The sequence below is a fragment of the Bradyrhizobium lupini genome (assembly GCF_040939785.1).
GTDB lineage: Bacteria > Pseudomonadota > Alphaproteobacteria > Rhizobiales > Xanthobacteraceae > Bradyrhizobium > Bradyrhizobium canariense_D.
Window position 1 is genome coordinate 3,895,994 of sequence record NZ_CP162553.1, and the last position, 20,127, is coordinate 3,916,120.

19 protein-coding genes and 1 pseudogene are annotated in these 20,127 nt (G+C 64.9%); 8 read left to right on the forward strand and 12 right to left on the reverse strand.

Annotated features, from left to right (window positions below):
* Positions 1–6: 6 nt before the first annotated feature.
* A complete protein-coding gene (rpsP, locus tag AB3L03_RS18385; protein ID WP_007598827.1) occupies positions 7–339 on the reverse strand; it encodes a 30S ribosomal protein S16 in 333 nt (110 codons plus the stop codon).
* Positions 340–425: 86 nt separating this feature from the next.
* The gene (ffh, locus tag AB3L03_RS18390; protein ID WP_018459806.1) at positions 426–1,973 is read right to left on the reverse strand and encodes a signal recognition particle protein; all 1,548 of its coding nucleotides are present in this window, start codon (positions 1,971–1,973) and stop codon (positions 426–428) included.
* Between the two features lie 412 nt (positions 1,974–2,385).
* On the opposite strand from ffh, the gene AB3L03_RS18395 reads away from it, so the two are divergent.
* Complete coding sequence (locus AB3L03_RS18395; protein WP_246776101.1) at positions 2,386–3,366, forward strand: MBL fold metallo-hydrolase; 981 nt, start codon at positions 2,386–2,388, stop codon at positions 3,364–3,366.
* Positions 3,367–3,454: 88 nt separating this feature from the next.
* On the opposite strand, the pseudogene AB3L03_RS18400 reads toward AB3L03_RS18395, so the two are convergent.
* Positions 3,455–4,173, reverse strand: a pseudogene (locus AB3L03_RS18400) (SIMPL domain-containing protein).
* Positions 4,174–4,178: 5 nt separating this feature from the next.
* Positions 4,179–4,952 (reverse strand): GyrI-like domain-containing protein, encoded by a 774-nt coding sequence (locus AB3L03_RS18405; RefSeq protein WP_085354312.1) that lies wholly within the window; start codon positions 4,950–4,952, stop codon positions 4,179–4,181.
* Between the two features lie 220 nt (positions 4,953–5,172).
* Here AB3L03_RS18405 and dapF point away from each other — a divergent pair, with 220 nt between their 5' ends.
* Together dapF and mtaB are read left to right on the forward strand one after the other, a co-directional pair.
* Positions 5,173–6,048 carry a diaminopimelate epimerase gene (gene dapF / locus AB3L03_RS18410; protein ID WP_204512869.1) on the forward strand — a complete coding sequence of 292 codons (876 nt, stop codon included), beginning with the start codon at positions 5,173–5,175 and terminating at the stop codon, positions 6,046–6,048.
* A complete protein-coding gene (gene mtaB / locus AB3L03_RS18415) occupies positions 6,048–7,301 on the forward strand; it encodes a tRNA (N(6)-L-threonylcarbamoyladenosine(37)-C(2))-methylthiotransferase MtaB (protein ID WP_204512868.1) in 1,254 nt (417 codons plus the stop codon). Before dapF ends, mtaB begins: the two co-directional genes overlap by 1 nt.
* Positions 7,302–7,463: 162 nt before the next feature.
* Here the strand turns inward: mtaB and AB3L03_RS18420 are convergent, their stop codons facing one another.
* Positions 7,464–8,573, reverse strand: a complete 1,110-nt coding sequence (locus AB3L03_RS18420) for a DUF2336 domain-containing protein (RefSeq protein WP_204512867.1) — start codon at positions 8,571–8,573, stop codon at positions 7,464–7,466.
* Positions 8,574–8,704: 131 nt separating this feature from the next.
* Complete coding sequence (locus AB3L03_RS18425; RefSeq protein ID WP_204512866.1) at positions 8,705–9,406, reverse strand: RluA family pseudouridine synthase; 702 nt, start codon at positions 9,404–9,406, stop codon at positions 8,705–8,707.
* A 60-nt stretch (positions 9,407–9,466) separates the two neighbouring features.
* Here AB3L03_RS18425 and ftsY point away from each other — a divergent pair, with 60 nt between their 5' ends.
* Positions 9,467–10,414 carry a signal recognition particle-docking protein FtsY gene (gene ftsY, locus AB3L03_RS18430; protein WP_204512865.1) on the forward strand — a complete coding sequence of 316 codons (948 nt, stop codon included), beginning with the start codon at positions 9,467–9,469 and terminating at the stop codon, positions 10,412–10,414.
* 3 nt (positions 10,415–10,417) lie between these two features.
* Positions 10,418–11,020 carry a septation protein A gene (locus AB3L03_RS18435; RefSeq protein WP_007598838.1) on the forward strand — a complete coding sequence of 201 codons (603 nt, stop codon included), beginning with the start codon at positions 10,418–10,420 and terminating at the stop codon, positions 11,018–11,020.
* A 188-nt stretch (positions 11,021–11,208) separates the two neighbouring features.
* On the opposite strand, the gene AB3L03_RS18440 is transcribed toward AB3L03_RS18435, so the two are convergent.
* The 5 genes from AB3L03_RS18440 to ccmA form a co-directional block, all read right to left on the reverse strand.
* Positions 11,209–11,805 (reverse strand): DsbE family thiol:disulfide interchange protein, encoded by a 597-nt coding sequence (locus tag AB3L03_RS18440; protein WP_204512864.1) that lies wholly within the window; start codon positions 11,803–11,805, stop codon positions 11,209–11,211.
* A gap of 24 nt (positions 11,806–11,829) precedes the next feature.
* On the reverse strand, positions 11,830–12,015 hold the full coding sequence (gene ccmD / locus AB3L03_RS18445; protein ID WP_018459816.1) for a heme exporter protein CcmD: 186 nt from the start codon (positions 12,013–12,015) through the stop codon (positions 11,830–11,832).
* Complete coding sequence (locus AB3L03_RS18450; RefSeq protein WP_018459817.1) at positions 12,012–12,800, reverse strand: heme ABC transporter permease; 789 nt, start codon at positions 12,798–12,800, stop codon at positions 12,012–12,014. The genes ccmD and AB3L03_RS18450 overlap by 4 nt, the downstream gene beginning before the upstream one ends.
* A 76-nt stretch (positions 12,801–12,876) precedes the next feature.
* Positions 12,877–13,545, reverse strand: a complete 669-nt coding sequence (gene ccmB / locus AB3L03_RS18455; RefSeq protein WP_204512863.1) for a heme exporter protein CcmB — start codon at positions 13,543–13,545, stop codon at positions 12,877–12,879.
* 270 nt (positions 13,546–13,815) lie between these two features.
* A complete protein-coding gene (ccmA, locus tag AB3L03_RS18460; RefSeq protein WP_204512862.1) occupies positions 13,816–14,418 on the reverse strand; it encodes a heme ABC exporter ATP-binding protein CcmA in 603 nt (200 codons plus the stop codon).
* Between the two features lie 242 nt (positions 14,419–14,660).
* Here ccmA and acnA point away from each other — a divergent pair, with 242 nt between their 5' ends.
* The 3 genes from acnA to AB3L03_RS18475 all read left to right on the forward strand — a co-directional run bounded on the left by acnA (position 14,661) and on the right by AB3L03_RS18475 (position 19,353).
* Complete coding sequence (acnA, locus tag AB3L03_RS18465) at positions 14,661–17,381, forward strand: aconitate hydratase AcnA (RefSeq protein ID WP_018459820.1); 2,721 nt, start codon at positions 14,661–14,663, stop codon at positions 17,379–17,381.
* Between the two features lie 234 nt (positions 17,382–17,615).
* Positions 17,616–18,392: a thioredoxin family protein gene (locus AB3L03_RS18470; protein WP_085348698.1), complete on the forward strand. Its 777-nt coding sequence runs from the start codon at positions 17,616–17,618 to the stop codon at positions 18,390–18,392.
* 592 nt (positions 18,393–18,984) lie between these two features.
* Positions 18,985–19,353 (forward strand): DUF2794 domain-containing protein, encoded by a 369-nt coding sequence (locus tag AB3L03_RS18475; RefSeq protein WP_018459822.1) that lies wholly within the window; start codon positions 18,985–18,987, stop codon positions 19,351–19,353.
* A gap of 92 nt (positions 19,354–19,445) precedes the next feature.
* Here the strand turns inward: AB3L03_RS18475 and AB3L03_RS18480 are convergent, their stop codons facing one another.
* Complete coding sequence (locus tag AB3L03_RS18480) at positions 19,446–19,976, reverse strand: GNAT family N-acetyltransferase (protein ID WP_018459823.1); 531 nt, start codon at positions 19,974–19,976, stop codon at positions 19,446–19,448.
* Positions 19,977–20,127: the final 151 nt, after the last annotated feature.

Sequence of the window (20,127 nt, forward strand, 5' to 3'; positions counted from 1 at the left end):
CTGGCCTTAACCCTTCGCGGCGGCTTCGGCCTGCGCCTTGCGCTCCTTGCGCGGCACGGCCTTCTCGGGGTTGTTGCGCACTTCGCGCTTCTTGACGCCGGCGGCGTCGAGGAAGCGCGATACACGGTCCGACGGCTGCGCGCCCTTGGCGAGCCAGGCCTTCACCTTGTCCATGTCGAGCTTCAGCCGGGTCTCGTTGTCCTTCGGCAGCAGCGGGTTGAAATAGCCGAGACGCTCGATGAAGCGGCCATCGCGCGGAAAGCGCGAATCGGCGACGACGACGTGATAGACGGGACGCTTCTTGGTGCCAGCGCGGGCGAGACGGATAACGACGGACATCTAAGTTCTCCTTCAAAGTACGTTTTGTTCGGTTGATTGGTATTCCGCGTTGCGCGAGACCGCTGCGATCTCCCGCGACGAATTCCTCATTTCTTCTTGCCAGGGAAACCGCCGAGACCCGGCAGCATCGGCTTGCCGCTCAGCCCGGTCAGGCCCGGAACGTTCGGCAGACCCTGGCGCAGCCCGGCAGGTAGATCCTTCGGCAGGCTGGGCAGACCCTGTCCGCCGCCACCCTGCATCTTCTCCTGCAGCGCCTTCATCTCTTCCGGCGAAGGCGGCTTCATGCCGCCGCCAAAGCCCATCGCCTGCGCTATGCCCGCGAGCGGACCGCGCTTGCCGGAGCCCATGGCCTTCATCATATCGGCCATGTTCCGGTGCATCTTGAGCAGCTTGTTGACCTGCTCGACGCTCTGGCCGGAACCTGCGGCGATGCGCTTCTTGCGGCTGGCCTTGAGCAAATCGGGATGACGGCGCTCGTCGCGCGTCATCGAATCAATCACCGCGACCTGGCGCTTCAAAATCTTGTCGTCGATGCCGGCGGCCGCGATCTGGTTCTTCATCTTGGCGATGCCGGGCATCATGCCCATCAGGCCGCTGATGCCGCCCATATTGGCCATCTGCAACAGCTGCTCGCGCATGTCGTTGAGGTCGAACTGACCCTTGCGCATGCGCTCGGCGGTGCGCGCGGCCTTTTCGGCATCGATGTTGGCGGCAGCGCGTTCGACCAGCGAGACCACGTCGCCCATGCCGAGGATGCGGCCGGCGATACGATCAGGATGGAAATCCTCCAGCGCATCGGTCTTTTCGCCGGTGCCGAGCAGCTTGATCGGCTTGCCGGTGACCGCGCGCATCGACAGCGCGGCGCCGCCGCGGCCGTCGCCGTCCACGCGCGTCAGCACGATACCGGTGAGGCCGACGCGCTCGTCGAAGGCGCGAGCGAGATTGACGGCGTCCTGGCCGGTGAGGCTGTCCGCCACCAGCAGCACTTCATGCGGATTGGCGGCGGCTTTGATCGCTGCCGCTTCCGCCATCATCTCTTCGTCGAGCGTGGTACGGCCGGCAGTGTCGAGCAGCACGACGTCGTAGCCGCCGAGCTTGCCGGCCTCGAGCGCGCGCTTCGCGATCTGCGCCGGCTGCTGGCCGGCGACGATCGGCAGCGTCGGAATGTCGAGATCGCGGCCCAGGACGGCCAGCTGCTCCATCGCCGCGGGACGGTAGATGTCGAGCGACGCCATCAGCACCTTGCGCTTGTCGCGCTGGACCATGCGACGGGCGAGCTTTGCGGTGGTGGTGGTCTTGCCGGAGCCTTGCAGACCGACCATCATGATCGGCACCGGCGGCACGGAATTGATGTCGATGGTCTGGCTTTCGGCGCCGAGCGTGTTGATCAGCTCGTCATGGACGATCTTGACCACCATCTGGCCTGGCGTCACCGACTTGACGACGGTGGCGCCGATCGCCTGCTCGCGGACCCGCTCGGTGAAGCTGCGCACCACCTCTAACGCGACGTCGGCTTCCAGCAGTGCGCGGCGCACTTCGCGCATCGCGGCGTCGACGTCCTTTTCGGTCAGCGCACCGCGCCCCGTCAGACGATCGAGAATGCCGCCAAGCCGTTCCGACAGATTGTCGAACAATGCCGTTGTCCTTTTTCACCTCTCCCCGCAAGCGCGGGGCGAGGGAGCAGAAATCCAAACACCTTCACGCCCGAGGGCGCATCGCGCTGTCGGGCGTTGGCCTCTGGCCTCTGGGACCAGTCGGCGGGTCGAAAAGAAAGCCTTTCCGAGAAGTGCCGGGGTTAAACGCCGCTGACGCCCGAAAGTCAAGGAAAGTTAGGGTGGCCGGGGCTGCTTTGGAAGGCAAAGCCTTGAAAAGATGAACTTTCCGGCGGCGGGTTCCTTTTCCGCAGACCCCGCCCATATAGCGGTGATGTCCTCCCCCTCCGACCATCTTTGAAGCCAGTTCCGTGCCGATCACCCGCCGCCGCCTTTTCGGACTGCTCGCCGGTGCTGGCGCATTGGTCGGCGTGCCCTCCTTTGGATGTCCCGCATGAAAACCTATGACGGCCCGGTCTCCGACCATTTCGACGGCCTGAACTTCTTCGATCCGGACGGCGTGCCGCCGAAATCGCTTCGTGAGGTCCTGCGCTGGCAATTCGGCGGCAAGCGGCAGCGCGCGACTTGGCCGGATTGGGCGCCGAGCCCCCATGCCGACGCCCCGCCCGACCGCGTCCACGGCGACAAGGTGCGGCTCTCTTTCGTCGGCCACGCCAGCTGGCTGATCCAGACCGGCGGCCTCAATATTCTCGTCGATCCCGTCTGGTCGACGCGGGTCTCGCCCGTCAGCTTCGCCGGGCCGAAACGGCACAACGATCCCGGCATTGCGTTCGACAAGCTGCCGAAGATCGATGTCGTGCTGGTCTCGCACGGCCATTACGATCATCTCGACATGGCGACGCTGTCGCGGCTCGCCAAGAATTTTGCGCCGCGTGTGGTGACCCCGCTCGGCAATGACGTCACGATGCGCAGCACCGATGCGACGATCAAGGTGGAAGCGTTCGACTGGCATGATCGCGTCGAGCTCGGCGGCGGTATCGCCGTGACCCTGGTGCCGACCCGGCACTGGTCGGCGCGCGGCATGTTCGATCGCAACAAGGCGCTGTGGGCGAGTTTCGTGCTGGAGACGCCTGCGGGGAAAATCTACGTCGTCTGCGATTCCGGCTACGGCGATGGCGGGCATTTCCGCCGCGTCGCCGAGAGGCACGGGCCGCTCCGCCTGGCGATCCTCCCGATCGGCGCCTATGAGCCGCGCTGGTTCATGCACGACCAGCACATGAACCCGGAAGACGCGGTGAAGGCGCTCGCGGATTGCGGCGCGCAAGCCGCACTCGGGCATCACCACGGCACGTTTCAGCTGACCGATGAAGCAATCGATGCGCCGGCGAAAGCGCTGGTCGAGGCGCTCGATGCCGCGAAGGTTCCGCAGGAAAGATTTGTGGCGATGAAGCCGGGGCAGGTGGTGGAGATCTAGCTTCGCCGTCGCTTCGAACCCGCTGTCGTCCCGGCCTAGTGCGCAATTGCGGCCGGGACGACAATGGAGTCTGTAGCGGCAGCTGCCCCTACTGCTCTTTCGCCTTGATCGCCCAGCTCACATTCACCGTCACCGCTAGCGTTTCCTCGCCCGGCGCGACCGCGGCCTGCGGTACGGCCATGGGAGCTGCGGCCATGCGTCCTTGAACAGCGGCATCGGGGCGCCGCCTTCGGAGACGCTGAGCGGTGCACCCAGCGTGACGCCGGTCGCCTTGGCGTAGATCTCCGCTTTGCGGCGGGCGTCTGCGACAGCTTTCTCGCGGGCATCGTCGAGCAGTTTCGAGGCCTGCGTAACCTCGAAGGAGATGTTGCCGATATCATTGGCGCCGGCGCCGACCAGCGTGTCGATGATGGCGGCGACCTTGGTCACGTCGCGGATCTTCACGGTGACGCGGTTTGAGGCGCGGAAGCCGACAACGGGCGAGGCGCCGGTGGATTTGTTCTGGCCGTATTGCGGCTGCAGCGAAAGCCGCGAGGTCTGGTAGTCCTTCTCGTCAATGCCTGCACCCTTCAGGGCCAGCAGCACCTTGCCCATCGCGGCGTTGTTGGCGTCGGAGGCTTCCTTCGCAGACTTGGCGTCGTTGGCGACGCCGGCGTCGATCTGCGCCAGATCAGGCGCGGCGGAGATCGTGGCTTCGCCGCTCACCGAAATCGCGGACGGAAAATCGTCGGCGAGCGCAGGCGTTGCCAGCAGCGCGGCGGCAAAGGACGTAACAAGGGAGGTCAAAAGGATGGCAGGCTTTTTCATCGGTCTCACTTCAGCGGCACGAAAACATTGATCACGAGCTTGTCCTCCGCCGTCTTCAGGGGATCGGTGAGGTATTCCTCGATGAAGGTGTCCTTGGCTTCCAGCTTCTTGTCGTCGAGGTGATTGGTGATCGCCTCATAGGTGTTGTCCATGTTGTCGTAGGAGCCGCGATGAACGAATTTCAGCGCCTTGCCCTCCGGCGATTTGCCGACGCTCATGTCCTTGGGCAGGTTCTTCGGGTCCTGATCGACCGGGATCTCGGCAAGGAAGGTGAAGCCGGTATCGTCCGTCGAGGTGTAGACGATCATCGAATTGCCGGCGTGCTTGATGCCCTGCTTGTCCAACAGCGTGTTCAGCGCCTTGAAGGCGTCAATCAGCGTGTCGAAGGCCGAGTCCCAATTGGCAGTGCCCTTGACCATCACGACCTTCTTGGGCTCGAGCGTGGTCTCCTGGCCGAAGGGATCGGCCGTCTGCACGGGAGCCGGCGTCGCGGCCGCAGCGGGCGGCGGGGCGGCGGGGCTGGGTGAGGCACTTGCGGCGGGCGAGGGCGAGGTTGCAGGGGAAGTGGCAGGGCTTGGCGAGGCGCTGGCCGCCGGCGAGGGCGTGGCCACGGGGGCAGCGCTCGCGGCCGGGGCGGGCGAAGCCGACGGGGCCGGCGAGGGGCTAGCTGATGCGGCCGGTGCCGGGCTCGGCGTTTGGGCCAGCGTGGCGGACAGACTAAACGACAAGGCCGCTGCCGGGATCAGCGCGGCCAAAACGAGACGACGAAACCTGAACATTTTTATTCTCCCCAATAGCTTATCCGCCAAGGCCTTACGTCCCCGAAGCCTTAGCCCGGCCGCATGTCCCGGATCGCGCGAATTGCGCCGTTCTAACACGCGAGCGCCGAATTCGTCCCATGACAGATGCGTCATGGCAGCGTCCTGGCTCTTGTCGGCAAATCACTGGCCAAGAGGGCCAAGGATCGCCATATAAGGCAGGCGAAATTCGGGAATTTTCATGAGCGCGCTGGCCAACCACGCATTTGCCAAGATGAACGGCATCGGCAACGAGATCGTCGTTGTCGACATGCGCGATTCCACCTCAAAGGTCACCCCGGACGATGCCCGCGCGGTGGCATCGCCGCGAGGCGGCGTGCCCTACGACCAACTCATGGTGCTGCAGAAGCCGCGCTTCGACGGCACCGAAGCGTTCATCAGCATCTACAACAGTGACGGCTCCGAGGCCGGCGCCTGCGGCAACGGCATGCGCTGCGTCGTGCGGCGCATCTTCGAAAAGACCGGCCAGACCAATGCAACGTTCGAGACGGCCGCGGGCCTGCTCAATGCCTGGCAGGGTCCGGCGCCGGATCTTTATACGGTGGACATGGGCGCGCCGAAGTTCGGCTGGCAGGACATTCCGCTCGACCAGGAATTTCGTGACACCCGCTACATCGAATTGCAGATCGGCCCGATCGACAATCCGGTCCTGCATTCGCCGTCGGTGGTCAGCATGGGCAATCCGCATGCGATCTTCTGGGTCGATGACGTCAACGCCTACGACCTCGAGCGTTTCGGTCCGCTGCTGGAGAACCATCCGATCTTCCCGGAGCGCGCCAACATCACGCTAGCCCATATCGTCGATCCCCAGCACATCACGATCCGCACCTGGGAGCGCGGCGCCGGCCTGACCAGGGCCTGCGGCTCGGCCGCATGTGCCACGGCGGTCGCGGCGGCGCGGCTGAAGCGCGCCGAGCGCAATGTCGAGATCACGCTGCCCGGCGGCAAGCTCGGGATCGAATGGCGCGAGCGCGACGATCACGTGCTGATGACGGGCACGGCGACCTTCGAATATGAAGGCCGTTTCGATCCGGCGCTGTTCGCGCCGGTCGGGTGATGAGCGTCGACATCGTCACCTTCGGATGCCGCCTCAATGCTTTCGAGGCCGAGGTGATCCGCCGCGAGGCCGAGGGCGCGGGCCTTTCAGATGCCATCGTCATCAACAGCTGCGCCGTCACCAACGAAGCGGTGGCGCAGGCGAGGCAGTCGATCCGCAAATTGAAGCGCGAGCGGCCGGGAGCGCGCATCGTCGTCACCGGTTGCGCGGCGCAGACGCAAAGCGGCATGTTCGCCGAGATGGCCGAGGTCGATCGCGTCGTCGGCAATGACGATAAGATGCGGTCGTCCGCATGGCGCGAGGCGCGTGCGGCGTTTGATCTCGGTACGAGCGAAAAAATCGCCGTCAGCGACATCATGGCGGTGAAGGAGATGGCTCCGCATCTCATCGACGGCTTTGCGAGCGGCCTGCCGCGCGTGTTCGTGCAGGTGCAAAACGGCTGCGACCATCGCTGCACTTTCTGCATCATTCCGTTCGGGCGCGGCAATTCGCGCTCGGTGCCGATGGGCGCCGTGGTCGATCAGGTCCGGGCATTGGCCGAGCGCGGCCATGCCGAGATCGTGCTGACCGGCGTCGACCTCACCAGCTACGGCACTGACCTGCCGGGCACGCCAAAACTCGGCATGCTGACGAAGCAGATCTTGCGGCATGTGCCGGAGCTGAGGCGCCTGCGCATCTCCTCTATCGATTCGATCGAGGCGGACAGCGATCTGTTAGATGCCATTGCTGAGGATTCGCGGCTGATGCCGCATCTGCACCTGTCGCTGCAGTCCGGCGACGACATGATCTTGAAGCGCATGAAGCGGCGGCATACGCGCGGCGACGCCATCGCGTTCTGCGACCAGGTCCGCCGGCTGCGGCCGGATATCGCGCTGGGGGCCGACATCATCGCGGGCTTTCCGACCGAGACCGAGGAGATGTTCTCGCGCTCGCTCGATCTGGTCGAGCAATGCGGCCTGACGTTCCTCCACGTCTTCCCCTATTCGCCGCGTCCCGGCACGCCGGCCGCGCGGATGCCACAGGTGGCGGGCGGTGCAATCAAGGAGCGTGCGAAGCGGCTGCGCTCGGCCGGTGAGACCGCGCTCCTGCAGCGGCTGCAAGCCGAGATCGGCGCCACGCGTGAGGTGCTGATCGAGAGCGACGGTCAGGGACGGACGGAGCATTATCTGCCGGTGGCGATTGCGGGCGAGCGTGTGGGCCGCATCGTGCCGCTGCGGATCGCCGGTCGTGATGGCGCGCGGCTGACGGTGTGATGCTTCCTTCCCTTCTCCCCTTGTGGGAGAAGGTGGCGCGAAGCGCCGGATGAGGGGTTGCTTCCGCGTACTCAACTCAATGTGGACTCGCGGAGAGAGACCCCTCACCCGTCTCGCCGCTGCGCGGCGAGCCACCCTCTCCCACAAGGGGAGAGGGAAAAACTACAACGCCCGCACCTGCCAGAACCGCAGCGTCCGCCGCGCATTCTCCGGGGTCATGCGCGCGTAATGGCTTTGAGCCCTTGCGATATCGGCCGGCTTCATCGCGCCGCTCGCAAAGCGGCTTTCGAGCACGGCGGCGGTGGTTTCCCAGCTGAGCTGCGCCGCCTTGCACGGCACCAGCAGGCCGTCCTCGCGCAGGCTTTGCATCAGCGGGCGGATGACTTCGACAGTCGATCCCGACAATGCCGCCAATGCGGCCACCGCTTCTTCATAACGGCGCTGTGTTGCGAAGCCGAGCAGCGTCGCTTCGCTGAGCTGGCCGGTCGCCCTGAGACCTGCGACGGCGCGCTTGGCGCCTTCGAAATCGCGGACACCCGACATCTCGCGCTCGACACCGACGGTGACTGCGGCGATCGCGCTCTGGATCTCCTCGAACAGATGCGGCGGCGCGCGCGACAACAGGCGGGTCCGCACGGCCTCGCTCGCCGAGCGCAGCAATTGACGGCGCAGGTCTGACGGCAAATCGACGCGGACGCCGACGCTGACAGCGAGCTCGGGATCCGCCTCCGCCTGTCCGACGATGACGGCAAATCCGCTTCCGGAGACGCGCGCGCCGGGATTGGCGGCGAGCCGCCGGCTGACGCTGGGATAACGTCGCGCCAGCAATGCATCGGTGACGATCTCCTTCAGCCACCAGCGTCCGGCGACCGCGAGCAGATGCGGCTCGGACTTGGATGATGCGATCTGCACCAGCGCGCCGTCGTCGAGGCGCGCGGATTCCTGCAGCACGGGACCAGCGATGCGGATTTCGTCATTGTTGGCGAGGCGGCGAATGACCGATGGCGGCGCCTGCGCGATCGGCGCGAGCTGCGCGCTGATCTCGGCGAGCGCTACGCGCGCGCCCATGTCGCCGATGGCGCGGAGCTCGATGGTGCCGATCAGGCGATCGAGCACGTCGTCAAACAGTGCGATCTGCTCGTTGTCGAAACTGCCGGCGGATGACAGGAACAGGTCGGTGACGCGGCGGGCGGTTGCCAGGCCCTTTTCCGCCGAGCCTGTCCGAAGCGCGGACTCGACCTCGTCGATGATCGATAACTCGGCCGTGGACATGACGCGCAGCTCGTCCTGAGCAGATTGACGGAAGCTTGTTCTAAGCAACCGCTATCATTAGAGACGAGCACTGAACGTTTCGTAAACTATAGGGAGCGCTTCGCGCTCCTCACCATGAGGGGCTGACAGCACTACTCCCCGTTCCACCCGCAGGCGCGGAGGCGCTCGTGCATGTGGGGTGGGGCCGGCGCCACCACGCGGACCGGCTCCTTGTTGCGGGAGATCGGTACCACGATCTCGCGGGAATGCAGGTGCAGCTTCGGCTCGCCGAAGCGCGGGCCGTTGCCGTAGATGTTATCGCCGAAGATCGGCCAGCCGGTCGCGGACGAATGTACCCGCAATTGATGGGTCCGCCCGGTCACTGGTTCCATGGCGAGCCAGGTCAGGCCGTCGCCCCGGCCCATCACCTTCCAGTTGGTGATGGCCTTCTGGCCCTCGGGATCGGGCTTCTGCCACCAGCCGCGCTCGGCATTGAGCCGGCCGAGGGGCATGTCGATGGTGCCTTCGTCCTCGGTGGGGCCGCCCTCGACGATGGTCCAGTAGGTCTTGCCGATCTTGCCATGCTTGAACAGCAGGCCGAGCGAGGCCGTCGCCTTGCGATGGCGGCCGAGCACCAGGCAACCGGAGGTGTCCTTGTCCAGCCGGTGGGCCAGCACCGGCGGCCGCGGCAGGCCGAAACGAAGCGCCTCAAAGGAGGTTTCCAGATTGGCACCGCCCTTGGGTCCGCGATGCACCGGCAGGCCGGCCGGCTTGTCGATGACCAGCATCAATCCGTCGCGATGGAGCACGCGCGCCAGGATTTCGTCGGCCGTCAATTCGGGAACATCGAGCAATTGCAGGACTTTCGGTCAAGACTTTCGTTTGCGAGCCGGAACGGCTAACACACCGCCACCATGAACGATACCACCCCCGAGACCCCCAAGCTGAGCTGGTGGCGCCGCCTGTCCGACGGGCTGAAGCGCACCTCGTCCTCGCTCGGGACCGCGGTCGCCGACCTCGTCACCAAGCGCAAGCTCGACCGCGCCATGCTCGACGACATCGAGGACGTGCTGCTCCGCGCCGACCTCGGCACCTCCGTCGCGGTGCGGATCGCGGATGCGGTCGGCACCGGGCGCTACGACAAGGCTATCTCAGCGGACGAGGTCAAGGACGTCGTCGCGACCGAGGTCGAGAAGGTACTGGCGGCGGTGGCAAAGCCGCTGGAGATCGACGCTGGCAAGAAGCCGTTCGTTATCCTCGTGGTCGGCGTCAACGGCTCCGGCAAGACCACCACCATTGGGAAACTCTCGCAAAAATTCGCATCCGAAGGCCGCAAGGTGATGCTGGCGGCCGGCGACACCTTTCGCGCAGCGGCGATCGAACAGCTCAAGGTCTGGGGCGAGCGCACCAGGACGCCCGTCATATCAGGTGCGCAAGGTTCGGATTCGGCGAGCCTCGCCTTCAACGCGCTGACGGCCGCGAAGGAGCAGGCCGTCGACGTGCTCCTGATCGACACCGCCGGGCGGCTTCAGAACAAGGCCGAGCTGATGAACGAGCTCGAAAAGGTCGTGCGCGTCATCCGCAAGGTGGACGCGACTGCACCGCATGCGGTGCTGCTTGTGCTGGACGCCACTGTCGGCCAGAACGCGCTGTCGCAGGTCGAGGCCTTCCATCGCACCGCCGGGGTCACCGGTCTCGTGATGACGAAGCTCGACGGCACCGCCCGCGGCGGCATCCTGGTGGCGCTCGCGGAGAAATTCAAACTGCCGGTGCATTTCATCGGCGTCGGCGAAGGCGTCGACGATCTCGCGCCGTTCACCGCGCGTGATTTCGCCCGCGCCATTGCCGGAATCGAAAGCTGAAGAATGGACAAGACCCAGCCGCATCCGCTGTTCAAGCTTGCCACCGAGCTTGGCCCGCTGCTCGTGTTCTTCTTCGTCAATGCGAAGTTCAATCTGTTCGCCGCGACCGGCGCGTTCATGGTCGCGATCGTTGCGGCGATGATCGCCTCCTATGTGGTGACGCGCCACATCCCGATCATGGCGATCGTGACAGGCGTCATCGTGCTGGTGTTCGGCACGCTGACCCTGGTGCTGCATGACGAGACCTTCATCAAGCTCAAGCCGACCATCATCTACGCGTTGTTCGCTGCGATCCTCGGCGGCGGCCTGTTGTTCGGCCGCTCCTTCATTGCCGTCATGTTCGACCAGATGTTCAATTTGACGCCGCAGGGCTGGCGCATCCTGACGCTACGCTGGGCGCTGTTCTTCGCCGGCATGGCGGTGTTGAACGAGATCGTTTGGCGCACCCAGAGCACCGACTTCTGGGTCAACTTCAAGGTGTTCGGCGTCACGCCGATCACCATGATCTTCGCCATCGCCCAGATGCCGCTGACCAAGCGTTATCACCTCGAGCCGGCGTCGCTGGAAGCGAGCGAGGCCGAGGCGGGGGACGTGAGGAAGGGTTGAGCTCTCAACTCATCATTGCTGGTTGCAGCCACACACTCAACTGTCATCGCCCGGCTTGACCGGGCGATCCAGTATTCCAGAGACGGTTGTGAGATACGGAGAGGCCGCGGCGTACTGGATGCCCCGGTCAAGCCGGGGCATGACAGCGGTGTTTGGGGTTGGGTCCTTCGCTCACACTGACGACAGAGCTAGCTCCCCGCCGCCTTCAACGCCTTCTCCATCTGCGGCAACAGCACCGTCCGCAAATTCTCCGGCGTGATCGGTCCCACCAGCTTGTAGACGATGGTGCCTTCGCGACCGACGACAAAGGTCTCCGGCACGCCATAGACGCCCCATTCGATCGAGGCGCGGCCGTTGGCATCGACGCCGACGTGGCCGAACGGGTTGCCGTAGCGCCCCAGGAAGCGCCGCGCATTGTCGGCGGCATCCTTGTAGTTGATGCCGACGAGCTGGAAGCGTTTGTCTTTTGCCAATTCGGTCAGGAGCGGCGCCTCGTCGTGGCACGGCACGCACCAGGACGCCCAGACATTGACGAGGCTGACCTTGCCCTTGAACGCAGCGGGATCAAGGCCGGGGATCTGCGCGTTGTCGGCCTGCAATCCCTCGAGCGGCGGCAGCGTGGTCTGCGGCGCGGGGCGCCCGATCAGCGCGGAAGGGATTCGCGAGGGATCGCCGCTGCCGAGCCGGAACCAGAACAGCAACGCCAAGCCGATGAAGGCGATCAGCGGCAGCACCATCAGGAAGGTGCGGCGCTGCGGCGGAGCGGACGTCGATTGCTCGCTCATGATTGATCTCTCATGCTCGATCTCTCATGGCCGATCCGTCGCGCTACGGCCGGAGCGGCGGGTCACGCCGCTGCGCTCGAGCTCGCGCAGGCGCTGTGTCTGACTCCGATGATCGAGCACGATCCAGCCGATCAGGATCACGACCACAAGGGCCGCCGCGGCATAGGATGTCACGATGAAAGACGCATAGGGACCGAGCGACATGATCATGCAGCCCCAGCTTCTTTTGACGTGCTGCCTTCACGCGAGCCGGTGCCGACTTCTGCAAACGCCACACGGCTCGCCTGCATCATCTGCAGGGACCGCACGCGCCGTCGCAAAATCTCGTTGCGCATCGCAGCCAGATGCAGCGTGACGAACAGCAAGGTAAACGCGACCGCCATCACCAGCAACGGAATCAGGAACGATCTGTCGAGCGACGAGCCGCCCATCCGCATCACCGAGGCCGGCTGGTGCAGCGTGTTCCACCAGTCGACCGAGAACTTGATGATGGGCAGGTTGATGGCGCCGACTAGGGTCAGCACGGCGGCGGCGCGCGCCGCGCGGGAGGGCTCGTCGACCGCGCGCCACAGCGCCATCAGGCCGAGATACATCAGGAACAGGATCAGCACCGAGGTCAGCCGCGCGTCCCATTCCCAATAGGTGCCCCACATCGGCCGGCCCCACAGCGAGCCCGTGAGCAGCGCAAGGAAGGTGAAGCTGGCGCCGATCGGGGCGGCCGCTTTGGCGGCGACGTCGGCAAGCGGATGCCGCCACACCAGCGTGCCGAGCGAGGCAATGCTCATCACGCCCCATACGAACATCGACAGCCAGGCATTAGGCACGTGGATGAACATGATCTTTACCGTCGCGCCCTGCTGATAGTCGTCGGGTGCGGTGGCAGACTGATAGAGCCCGATCGCGAGCAGGATGATGGTCGCGGCCGCAAGCCATGGCAGCAGCCGCGCCGTCAGCGCGAGGAACCGTGTGGGGTTGGCGAGGTCGATCAGCGTCATGGTATCCTGATAATCACAGGTAAGCGCTCACGCAATCAGCACGAAAGTCCGCAGCGAAAGTTGATCGGGGTCAAGGTCAATCCAATCCATGCTTCAGGCTCGCCGCAGCCGCGAACGGGCCGATCACGAGACTGACCAGCGATAGTGCGCACAGGATCGAGAACGGCGCGCCGAACGTCATGGGTCCGACGATCGCCGCCTGTGAGGCCGCGACGCCGAAGATCAGCACCGGTATCGACAGCGGCAGCACCAGGACGGCCATCAGCAAGCCGCCACGATGCAGCGTCACCGCCAGCGCCGCACCGATCATTCCCGTAAACGTCAGCGCCGGGGTGCCAGCGAGCAGTGTCAGCGCCACAGCACCGGTTGCGACCATGTCGAGGTTGAGCAGCAGGCCGAGCACGGGGGTTGCGACGATCAGCGGCAGGCCGGCGGCCAGCCAATGCGCCAGCGCTTTCGACGCGCAGGCGAGTTCCAGCGGGGTCCGGCTCATCGTGATCAGGTCGAGCGAGCCGTCCTCGTGGTCGGCCATGAACAGCCGGTCCAGCGTGAGCAGGCTCGCCAGCAGCGCCCCCAGCCACAGGATGGCGGGTCCGAGCCGCGACAGCAGTGCCAGGTCCGGCCCCACAGCAAACGGCATCAGCACCACCACGGTCAGAAAGAACAGCACGCCAATCAACGCCCCGCCCCCGACGCGGAGCGCGATCCGGATATCCCGGCGGATGAGGGCAGTCAGGGCGGTCATGCCACTGCTCCCAGAGGTGAGGAGGCAGCGTCGGCCGGTTGCCCCGGGCGAGCTGCGCTCCCTCCCCTTGTGGGGGAGGGCGGGGGAGGGGGGTAGCCCCGAGGAAGATGGTTCTTGGGTGCGGGCCGCTAGCAACGGAGCGCCCGCCTGCCGAACGCGAGAACCGAGAGAGTGCGCCGTGTGGCACCCCCTCCCTGACCCTCCCCCACAAGGGGGAGGGAACGGAGAGGGCGGAGTTCGGCCGCTTGGAAACCTGAGGGTCGACCCGAATCACGCCGCACCCCCGATCCGCAGCTCCCGCGAATCGATCCCGAGCGGGGCATGGGTGGCGGCGACGATCAGGCCGCCGCGGGCCAAGTGCCCGCGCATCAATCCGGAAAACATGTCCTGTCCCGCGACATCGAGCGCCGTGGTCGGCTCGTCCAACAGCCAGACGGGGCGGCGGACGGTGAGCAGGCGGGCCAGCGACAGCCGGCGGCGCTGGCCGGCGGACAGGAAGGCGGCGGGCAGATCGGCGGCATGGTCGAGCCCGACGGTCGCGAGTCCCTTGCCGGTGTCGAAACGCTCGCCGCCGAGAAAATCGGCCCAGAACGTCAGATTCTCCGCCACGCTCAGGGCTGGCTTCAGGGCGTCGCGATGACCCAGATAGTGGCATTGCTCCGGCAACGTCAGCTCGGCGTCACCCCCGTCCAGCGCGATCGTGCCGCCCGCCGGAATGAGCAGGCCCGCGATCAGCCGCAGCAGCGAGGTCTTGCCCGATCCGTTGCGGCCGACGACCGCCACGGCTTCGCCGGAGCCGGCCTCGAAATCGAGCCCGGAAAACACCTCGCGCTCGCCCCGCACGCAACTGACCCCGCGTCCGGAAAGCTGCATCTTGCCTCGTATCGATCCGCTCAAAGCCGGGCCTCAGGAAAACTTGGGGTAGCGTATGGGAATTTTTGGCTCGCGGATTGCCGCGGCACGATTGTGGCTGTGGCGGCGCGGTTAGAAAGCTTCTATAAGCCCGGAACTACTTGATGCAGCAACTCAACCTGCCCCTGCAAGTGACTCAGCCTGCCTACGCCGACGGTGTTAAAATACCCTGCCGGGTATAACTGACAATTGGGATTTCCTACATGACCTCGCTCGACAGCTTCAAATGCAAAAAGACCCTCAAGGTCGGCGCCAAGACCTATGTCTATTACAGCCTGCCCACGGCCGAGAAGAATGGTCTGAAGGGAATTTCGAAACTCCCCTACTCGATGAAGGTTTTGCTCGAGAACCTGCTCCGCAACGAGGACGGCCGCTCGGTCAAGAAGGAAGACATCGTCGCGGTGTCGAAGTGGCTGCGCAAGAAGTCGCTGGAGCATGAGATCGCCTTCCGCCCCGCGCGCGTGCTGATGCAGGACTTCACCGGCGTGCCCGCCGTGGTCGATCTCGCCGCGATGCGCAACGCGATGCAGAAGCTCGGGGGCGACGCCGAGAAGATCAATCCGCTGGTGCCGGTCGATCTCGTCATCGACCACTCCGTGATCGTGAACTTCTTCGGGGACAACAAGGCCTTCGGCAAGAACGTCACCGAGGAATACAAGCAGAACCAGGAGCGCTACGAGTTCCTGAAATGGGGCCAGAAGGCGTTCTCGAACTTCTCCGTCGTGCCGCCCGGCACCGGCATCTGCCACCAGGTCAATCTCGAATATCTCTCCCAGACGGTGTGGACCAAGAAGGAGAAGATGACGGTCGGCAAGAAGACCGGCACCTTCGAGGTCGCGTATCCCGACTCGCTGGTTGGCACCGATTCCCACACCACCATGGTCAACGGCCTTGCCGTGCTCGGCTGGGGTGTCGGCGGCATCGAGGCGGAAGCCTGCATGCTCGGCCAGCCGCTGTCGATGCTGCTGCCCAACGTCGTCGGCTTCAAGCTGAAGGGCGCGATGAAGGAAGGCGTCACCGCGACCGACCTCGTGCTGACGGTGACGCAGATGCTGCGCAAGCTCGGCGTCGTCGGCAAGTTCGTGGAGTTCTTCGGCCCCGGCCTCGACCATCTCTCGGTCGCAGACAAGGCAACCATCGCCAACATGGCGCCCGAATATGGCGCGACCTGCGGCTTCTTCCCGGTCGATGCCGCCGCACTGGATTATCTCAAGACCTCCGGCCGCGCCTCGGCGCGCGTCGCGCTGGTGCAGGCCTATGCGAAGGCGCAAGGGCTGTTCCGTACCGCCAAGTCGCCCGATCCGGTGTTCACGGAAACGCTGACGCTCGACCTCGGTGATGTCGTGCCCTCGATGGCCGGCCCGAAGCGCCCCGAAGGCCGCATTGCGCTGCCGTCCGTGGCCGAGGGCTTTTCGCTCGCGCTCGCCAGCGAATACAAGAAGGCCGAGGAGCCGGGGAAGCGCTTCGCCGTCGACGGCAAGAACTTCGACATCGGCCATGGCGACGTCGTGATCGCCGCGATCACCTCCTGCACCAACACCTCGAACCCGAGCGTGCTGATCGGCGCCGGTCTTCTGGCGCGCAACGCCGCCGCGAAGGGCCTCAAGGCAAAGCCGTGGGTGAAGACCTCGCTCGCCCCGGGCAGCCAGGTGGTGGCGGCCTATCTCGCCGATTCCGGTCTCCAGGCCGATCTCGACAAGGTCGGCTTCAACCTGGTCGGTTTCGGCTGCACCACCTGCATCGGTAATTCCGGTCCGCTGCCCGAGGAGATCTCGAAGTCGATCAACGACAACGGCATCGTCGCGGCTGCGGTGCTCTCCGGCAATCGCAACTTCGAAGGCCGCGTCTCGCCGGACGTGCAGGCGAACTATCTGGCTTCGCCGCCGCTCGTGGTCGCCCACGCGCTCGCGGGCACCGTCACCAAGAACCTCGCCGTCGAGCCGCTCGGTGAAGGCAAGGACGGCAAGCCGGTTTACCTCAAGGACATCTGGCCGACGACCAAGGAGATCAACGCCTTCATGAAGAAGTTCGTGACCGCGTCGATCTTCAAGAAGAAGTATGCCGACGTGTTCAAGGGCGACACCAACTGGCGCAAGATCAAGACGGTCGAGAGCGAAACCTATCGCTGGAACATGAGTTCGACCTATGTGCAGAACCCGCCCTATTTCGAAGGCATGAAGAAGGAGCCGGAGCCGGTCACCGACATCGTCGAGGCCCGCATCCTCGCCATGTTCGGCGACAAGATCACCACCGACCACATCTCGCCGGCCGGTTCGATCAAGCTCACCTCGCCCGCCGGCAAATATCTCAGCGAGCACCAGGTGCGTCCGGCCGACTTCAACCAGTACGGCACGCGGCGCGGCAACCACGAAGTCATGATGCGCGGCACCTTCGCCAATATCCGCATCAAGAACTTCATGCTGAAGGGCGCCGACGGCAATATTCCGGAAGGCGGTCTCACCAAGCACTGGCCCGACGGCGAGCAGATGTCGATCTACGATGCCGCGATGAAATACCAGCAGGAGCAGGTGCCGCTGGTGGTGTTCGCCGGCGCCGAATACGGCAACGGCTCCTCGCGCGACTGGGCCGCGAAGGGCACCCGTCTGCTCGGCGTGCGCGCCGTGATCTGCCAGAGCTTCGAGCGCATCCACCGCTCCAATTTGGTCGGTATGGGCGTGCTGCCCCTGACCTTCGAGGACGGCACCTCCTGGTCGTCGCTCGGTCTGAAGGGCGACGAGAAGGTCACGCTGCGCGGCCTCGTTGGCGACCTCAAGCCGCGCCAGAAGCTGACCGCGGAGATTGTCTCCGGCGACGGTTCGCTGCAGCGCGTTTCGCTGCTCTGCCGCATCGATACGCTGGACGAACTCGAATACTACCGCAACGGCGGCATCCTGCACTACGTGCTACGCAAGCTCGCGGCGTAAGCGCGGATTTGTGAACGGTGGCTCACTGCGAAGTGAGTAGTAGGTTACACGAAGGCGGCCTATCACAAGGCCGCCTTCACGCGTTTGCGGCAGGCTTCAGATGGGCCCGCCCGGCACAGAACCTCCCCTTGTACGGTTCTTGGACGGACAACAAATGTGTGAGGCCCGTAAGATTACGGTGACCATCCGGCGGTAAGATTTCCCTCTCACGAGCAATGGTGTGCGGCGTTCGACATGACAACAATGACGGCTTCTCATCTGGTTTCACGCTGGTCCGGTGCCCTCTGGTCGGGAGCTCTTGGTCTCTGTGCAATCGTCGCCGTCATCCGCCCTGCCGAGGCTGATCCTCGCGCCGTTGTCGAATTGTTTACCTCGCAGGGCTGCTCCTCCTGCCCGCCGGCCGACAAGATCATCGGCGACCTCGCCCGCGATCCCTCGATCATCGCGCTGAGCATGCCGATCGACTATTGGGACTATCTCGGCTGGAAGGACACATTGGCCGATTCGCGCTTCTCTGCACGGCAGCGTGCCTATTCGCGCATGCGCGGCGACCGCGAAGTCTACACGCCGCAGGTCGTGGTCAACGGCTCCACGCATGTCGTCGGCAGCGACCGCACCGGCATCGAAAGCGCCATCGGCAAAACCGAGACGGGCACTGGTGTGATGAGCGTGCCGGTGACGATGTCGCTCGCGGGCAAGCAGATCAACGTCTCGGTGGCCGCGAGCAAGGAGCCGACGGCGTCCCACGGCGAGGTCTGGATCTGCTCGATTGCGAAGTCGGTGCCGATCGCGATCAGCCGCGGCGAAAATCGCGGACAGCAAGTGATCTATCACAACGTGGTGCGCAACCTGCTGAAGGTCGGCGACTGGACCGGCCGCCCGGAAAGCTGGACGGTGCCGATCGAGAACCTCACGCGTGACGGCGTCGACGGTGCCGTGGTCTATGTCCAGGACGGCAGCCGGGAGAGACCGGGCCCGATGCTGGGCGCGGCGTACACGTCGCTGCACTGACGCGCACTTCGAGATCGTCCGACTCAAGCACACTCTCAATCCTCATGGTGAGGAGGCGCGTCAGCGCCGTCTCGAACCATGCAGGCCCTGCTGAGGCAGCTCGGCCTCGATCCTTCGAGACGCCGCTTCGCGGCTCCTCAGGATGAGGGGAAAGGGTTTTTGCTGAGATGCTGAGATATCCGTCGAGGCAGAAACATCCCGACCCAAACAAATCGACTCAAACAAAAAAGGACCAACTCGCGTTGGCCCTCCTTGTCGTGCGAACAGACCCGATCCTGACGGCCCCGGGGGCTGGGGGCTGAGGAATCCGGAACCGAAAGGACCGGGTCAACGCACATAGGTCTTTTCGCAACGCAGGGCGGCAGTCGCTTGGCGGAAAAGCGGCGACACTATGATTCCTGCTAACGATCCCGTGACGGTTTGCCGCGACAGAGTTCCACCGCTGCGTGTGGGCGGATTGGCTCCGATTCCAAGGTCCTTCTAAGGGCCCTTGCGGTGGGGAACAGTTGGCGCGATCATGCAACCGTCATGATCCGCGGTCGAGGGACGGTCTTCGCGGACGCGGTCATGCTGATGCGACAGGAGGCGGCCTATGAGTCTGTCGGAGGACACCGATCCGAGCGAACAGCGTGCGGCAGCGCGCCCCGCCGCTTCGAATGCGCAACTGAGCCGCGTGACGTTCAACCGGCTCGAGCTGCACCGTATTCTCAATCTCTACGGCCGGATGGTTGCCGAAGGCGAGTGGCGCGACTATGCCATCGACTTCCTCAGGGATCGCGCTGTGTTCTCGGTCTTTCGCCGCGCCTCGGAAGTGCCGATCTATCGTATCGAGAAGGATCCGCGCCTCGCGCGCAAGCAGGGCATGTACAGCGTGATCTCGGCGACGGGCTTGATCCTGCGCCGCGGCCACGAACTGGAGCGCGTGCTCCTGGTGATCGATCGCAAATTGGCGGTGGTGTAGCAGGGATCCAGTAGCCCGGGCGAGCGTAGCGACATCCGGGTCTTTGCTTGCAGCGTTCCCGGGTATCGCTTCGCTCACCCGGGCTACGGGCCTTACTTCCCCGGCACGCTCTTGGCGCCCTCGCCGAGGCTCCGCTGCATCATTACCGTGTCCAGCCAGCGGCCGAATTTCAGCCCGACGCTGGGATGCGTGCCGATCATTTTGAAGCCGGCCCTGGTGTGCACGCCGATCGAGCCGGCATTGGTGGAATCCCCGATTACCGCGATCATCTGACGGAAGCCGCGTGCCTCGCATTCGACGATCAGCCGCTCCAGCAGGAGCGCCCCGATGCCGCGGCGGTGGAAGGATGGATCGAGATAGATCGAGTTCTCGACCGTGAAGCGGTAGGCCGGGCGGGGCCGGTAGGCACCGGCATAGGCGTAGCCGGCGACGCGCCCGTCGAGGATGGCGACGAAATAGGGGTAGCCGCCATCGATCAGCGTGCGGTAGCGGCGCGTCATCTCGGCAAGGTCGGGCGGCTCCAGCTCGAACGTCGCGGTGCCCTCGCGGACAGCCTGCCGATAGATGGCCGTGATGGCGGGGAGGTCGGCCTCGGTGGTGGGCCTGATATCGGGTGCGGACATGCCGCAAGATTAGAGCCTTCCCGGGGCGGCTGGAAGAGGCAACCGTGCTTCCTCATACTCCGTCCTTGCGAGGAGCCCTTGCGACGAAGCAATCCAGAAATGCACCAGCGGAGGGACTCTGGATTGCTTCGCTGCGCTCGCAATGACGGTG

Coding starts and splice junctions, on each gene's coding strand:
- AB3L03_RS18435 (WP_007598838.1), top strand. CDS start 10,418: ATGGACAAGACCCAGCCGCATCCGCTGTTCAAGCTTGCCACCGAGCTT.
- acnA (WP_018459820.1), top strand. CDS start 14,661: ATGACCTCGCTCGACAGCTTCAAATGCAAAAAGACCCTCAAGGTCGGC.
- AB3L03_RS18395 (WP_246776101.1), top strand. CDS start 2,386: ATGAAAACCTATGACGGCCCGGTCTCCGACCATTTCGACGGCCTGAAC.
- dapF (WP_204512869.1), top strand. CDS start 5,173: ATGAGCGCGCTGGCCAACCACGCATTTGCCAAGATGAACGGCATCGGC.
- ccmB (WP_204512863.1), bottom strand. CDS start 13,545: ATGACCGCCCTGACTGCCCTCATCCGCCGGGATATCCGGATCGCGCTC.
- AB3L03_RS18405 (WP_085354312.1), bottom strand. CDS start 4,952: ATGTTCAGGTTTCGTCGTCTCGTTTTGGCCGCGCTGATCCCGGCAGCG.
- AB3L03_RS18480 (WP_018459823.1), bottom strand. CDS start 19,976: ATGTCCGCACCCGATATCAGGCCCACCACCGAGGCCGACCTCCCCGCC.
- AB3L03_RS18440 (WP_204512864.1), bottom strand. CDS start 11,805: ATGAGCGAGCAATCGACGTCCGCTCCGCCGCAGCGCCGCACCTTCCTG.
- ccmD (WP_018459816.1), bottom strand. CDS start 12,015: ATGATCATGTCGCTCGGTCCCTATGCGTCTTTCATCGTGACATCCTAT.
- AB3L03_RS18420 (WP_204512867.1), bottom strand. CDS start 8,573: ATGTCCACGGCCGAGTTATCGATCATCGACGAGGTCGAGTCCGCGCTT.
- mtaB (WP_204512868.1), top strand. CDS start 6,048: ATGAGCGTCGACATCGTCACCTTCGGATGCCGCCTCAATGCTTTCGAG.
- ftsY (WP_204512865.1), top strand. CDS start 9,467: ATGAACGATACCACCCCCGAGACCCCCAAGCTGAGCTGGTGGCGCCGC.
- rpsP (WP_007598827.1), bottom strand. CDS start 339: ATGTCCGTCGTTATCCGTCTCGCCCGCGCTGGCACCAAGAAGCGTCCC.
- AB3L03_RS18475 (WP_018459822.1), top strand. CDS start 18,985: ATGAGTCTGTCGGAGGACACCGATCCGAGCGAACAGCGTGCGGCAGCG.
- ccmA (WP_204512862.1), bottom strand. CDS start 14,418: ATGCAGCTTTCCGGACGCGGGGTCAGTTGCGTGCGGGGCGAGCGCGAG.
- AB3L03_RS18470 (WP_085348698.1), top strand. CDS start 17,616: ATGACAACAATGACGGCTTCTCATCTGGTTTCACGCTGGTCCGGTGCC.
- AB3L03_RS18450 (WP_018459817.1), bottom strand. CDS start 12,800: ATGACGCTGATCGACCTCGCCAACCCCACACGGTTCCTCGCGCTGACG.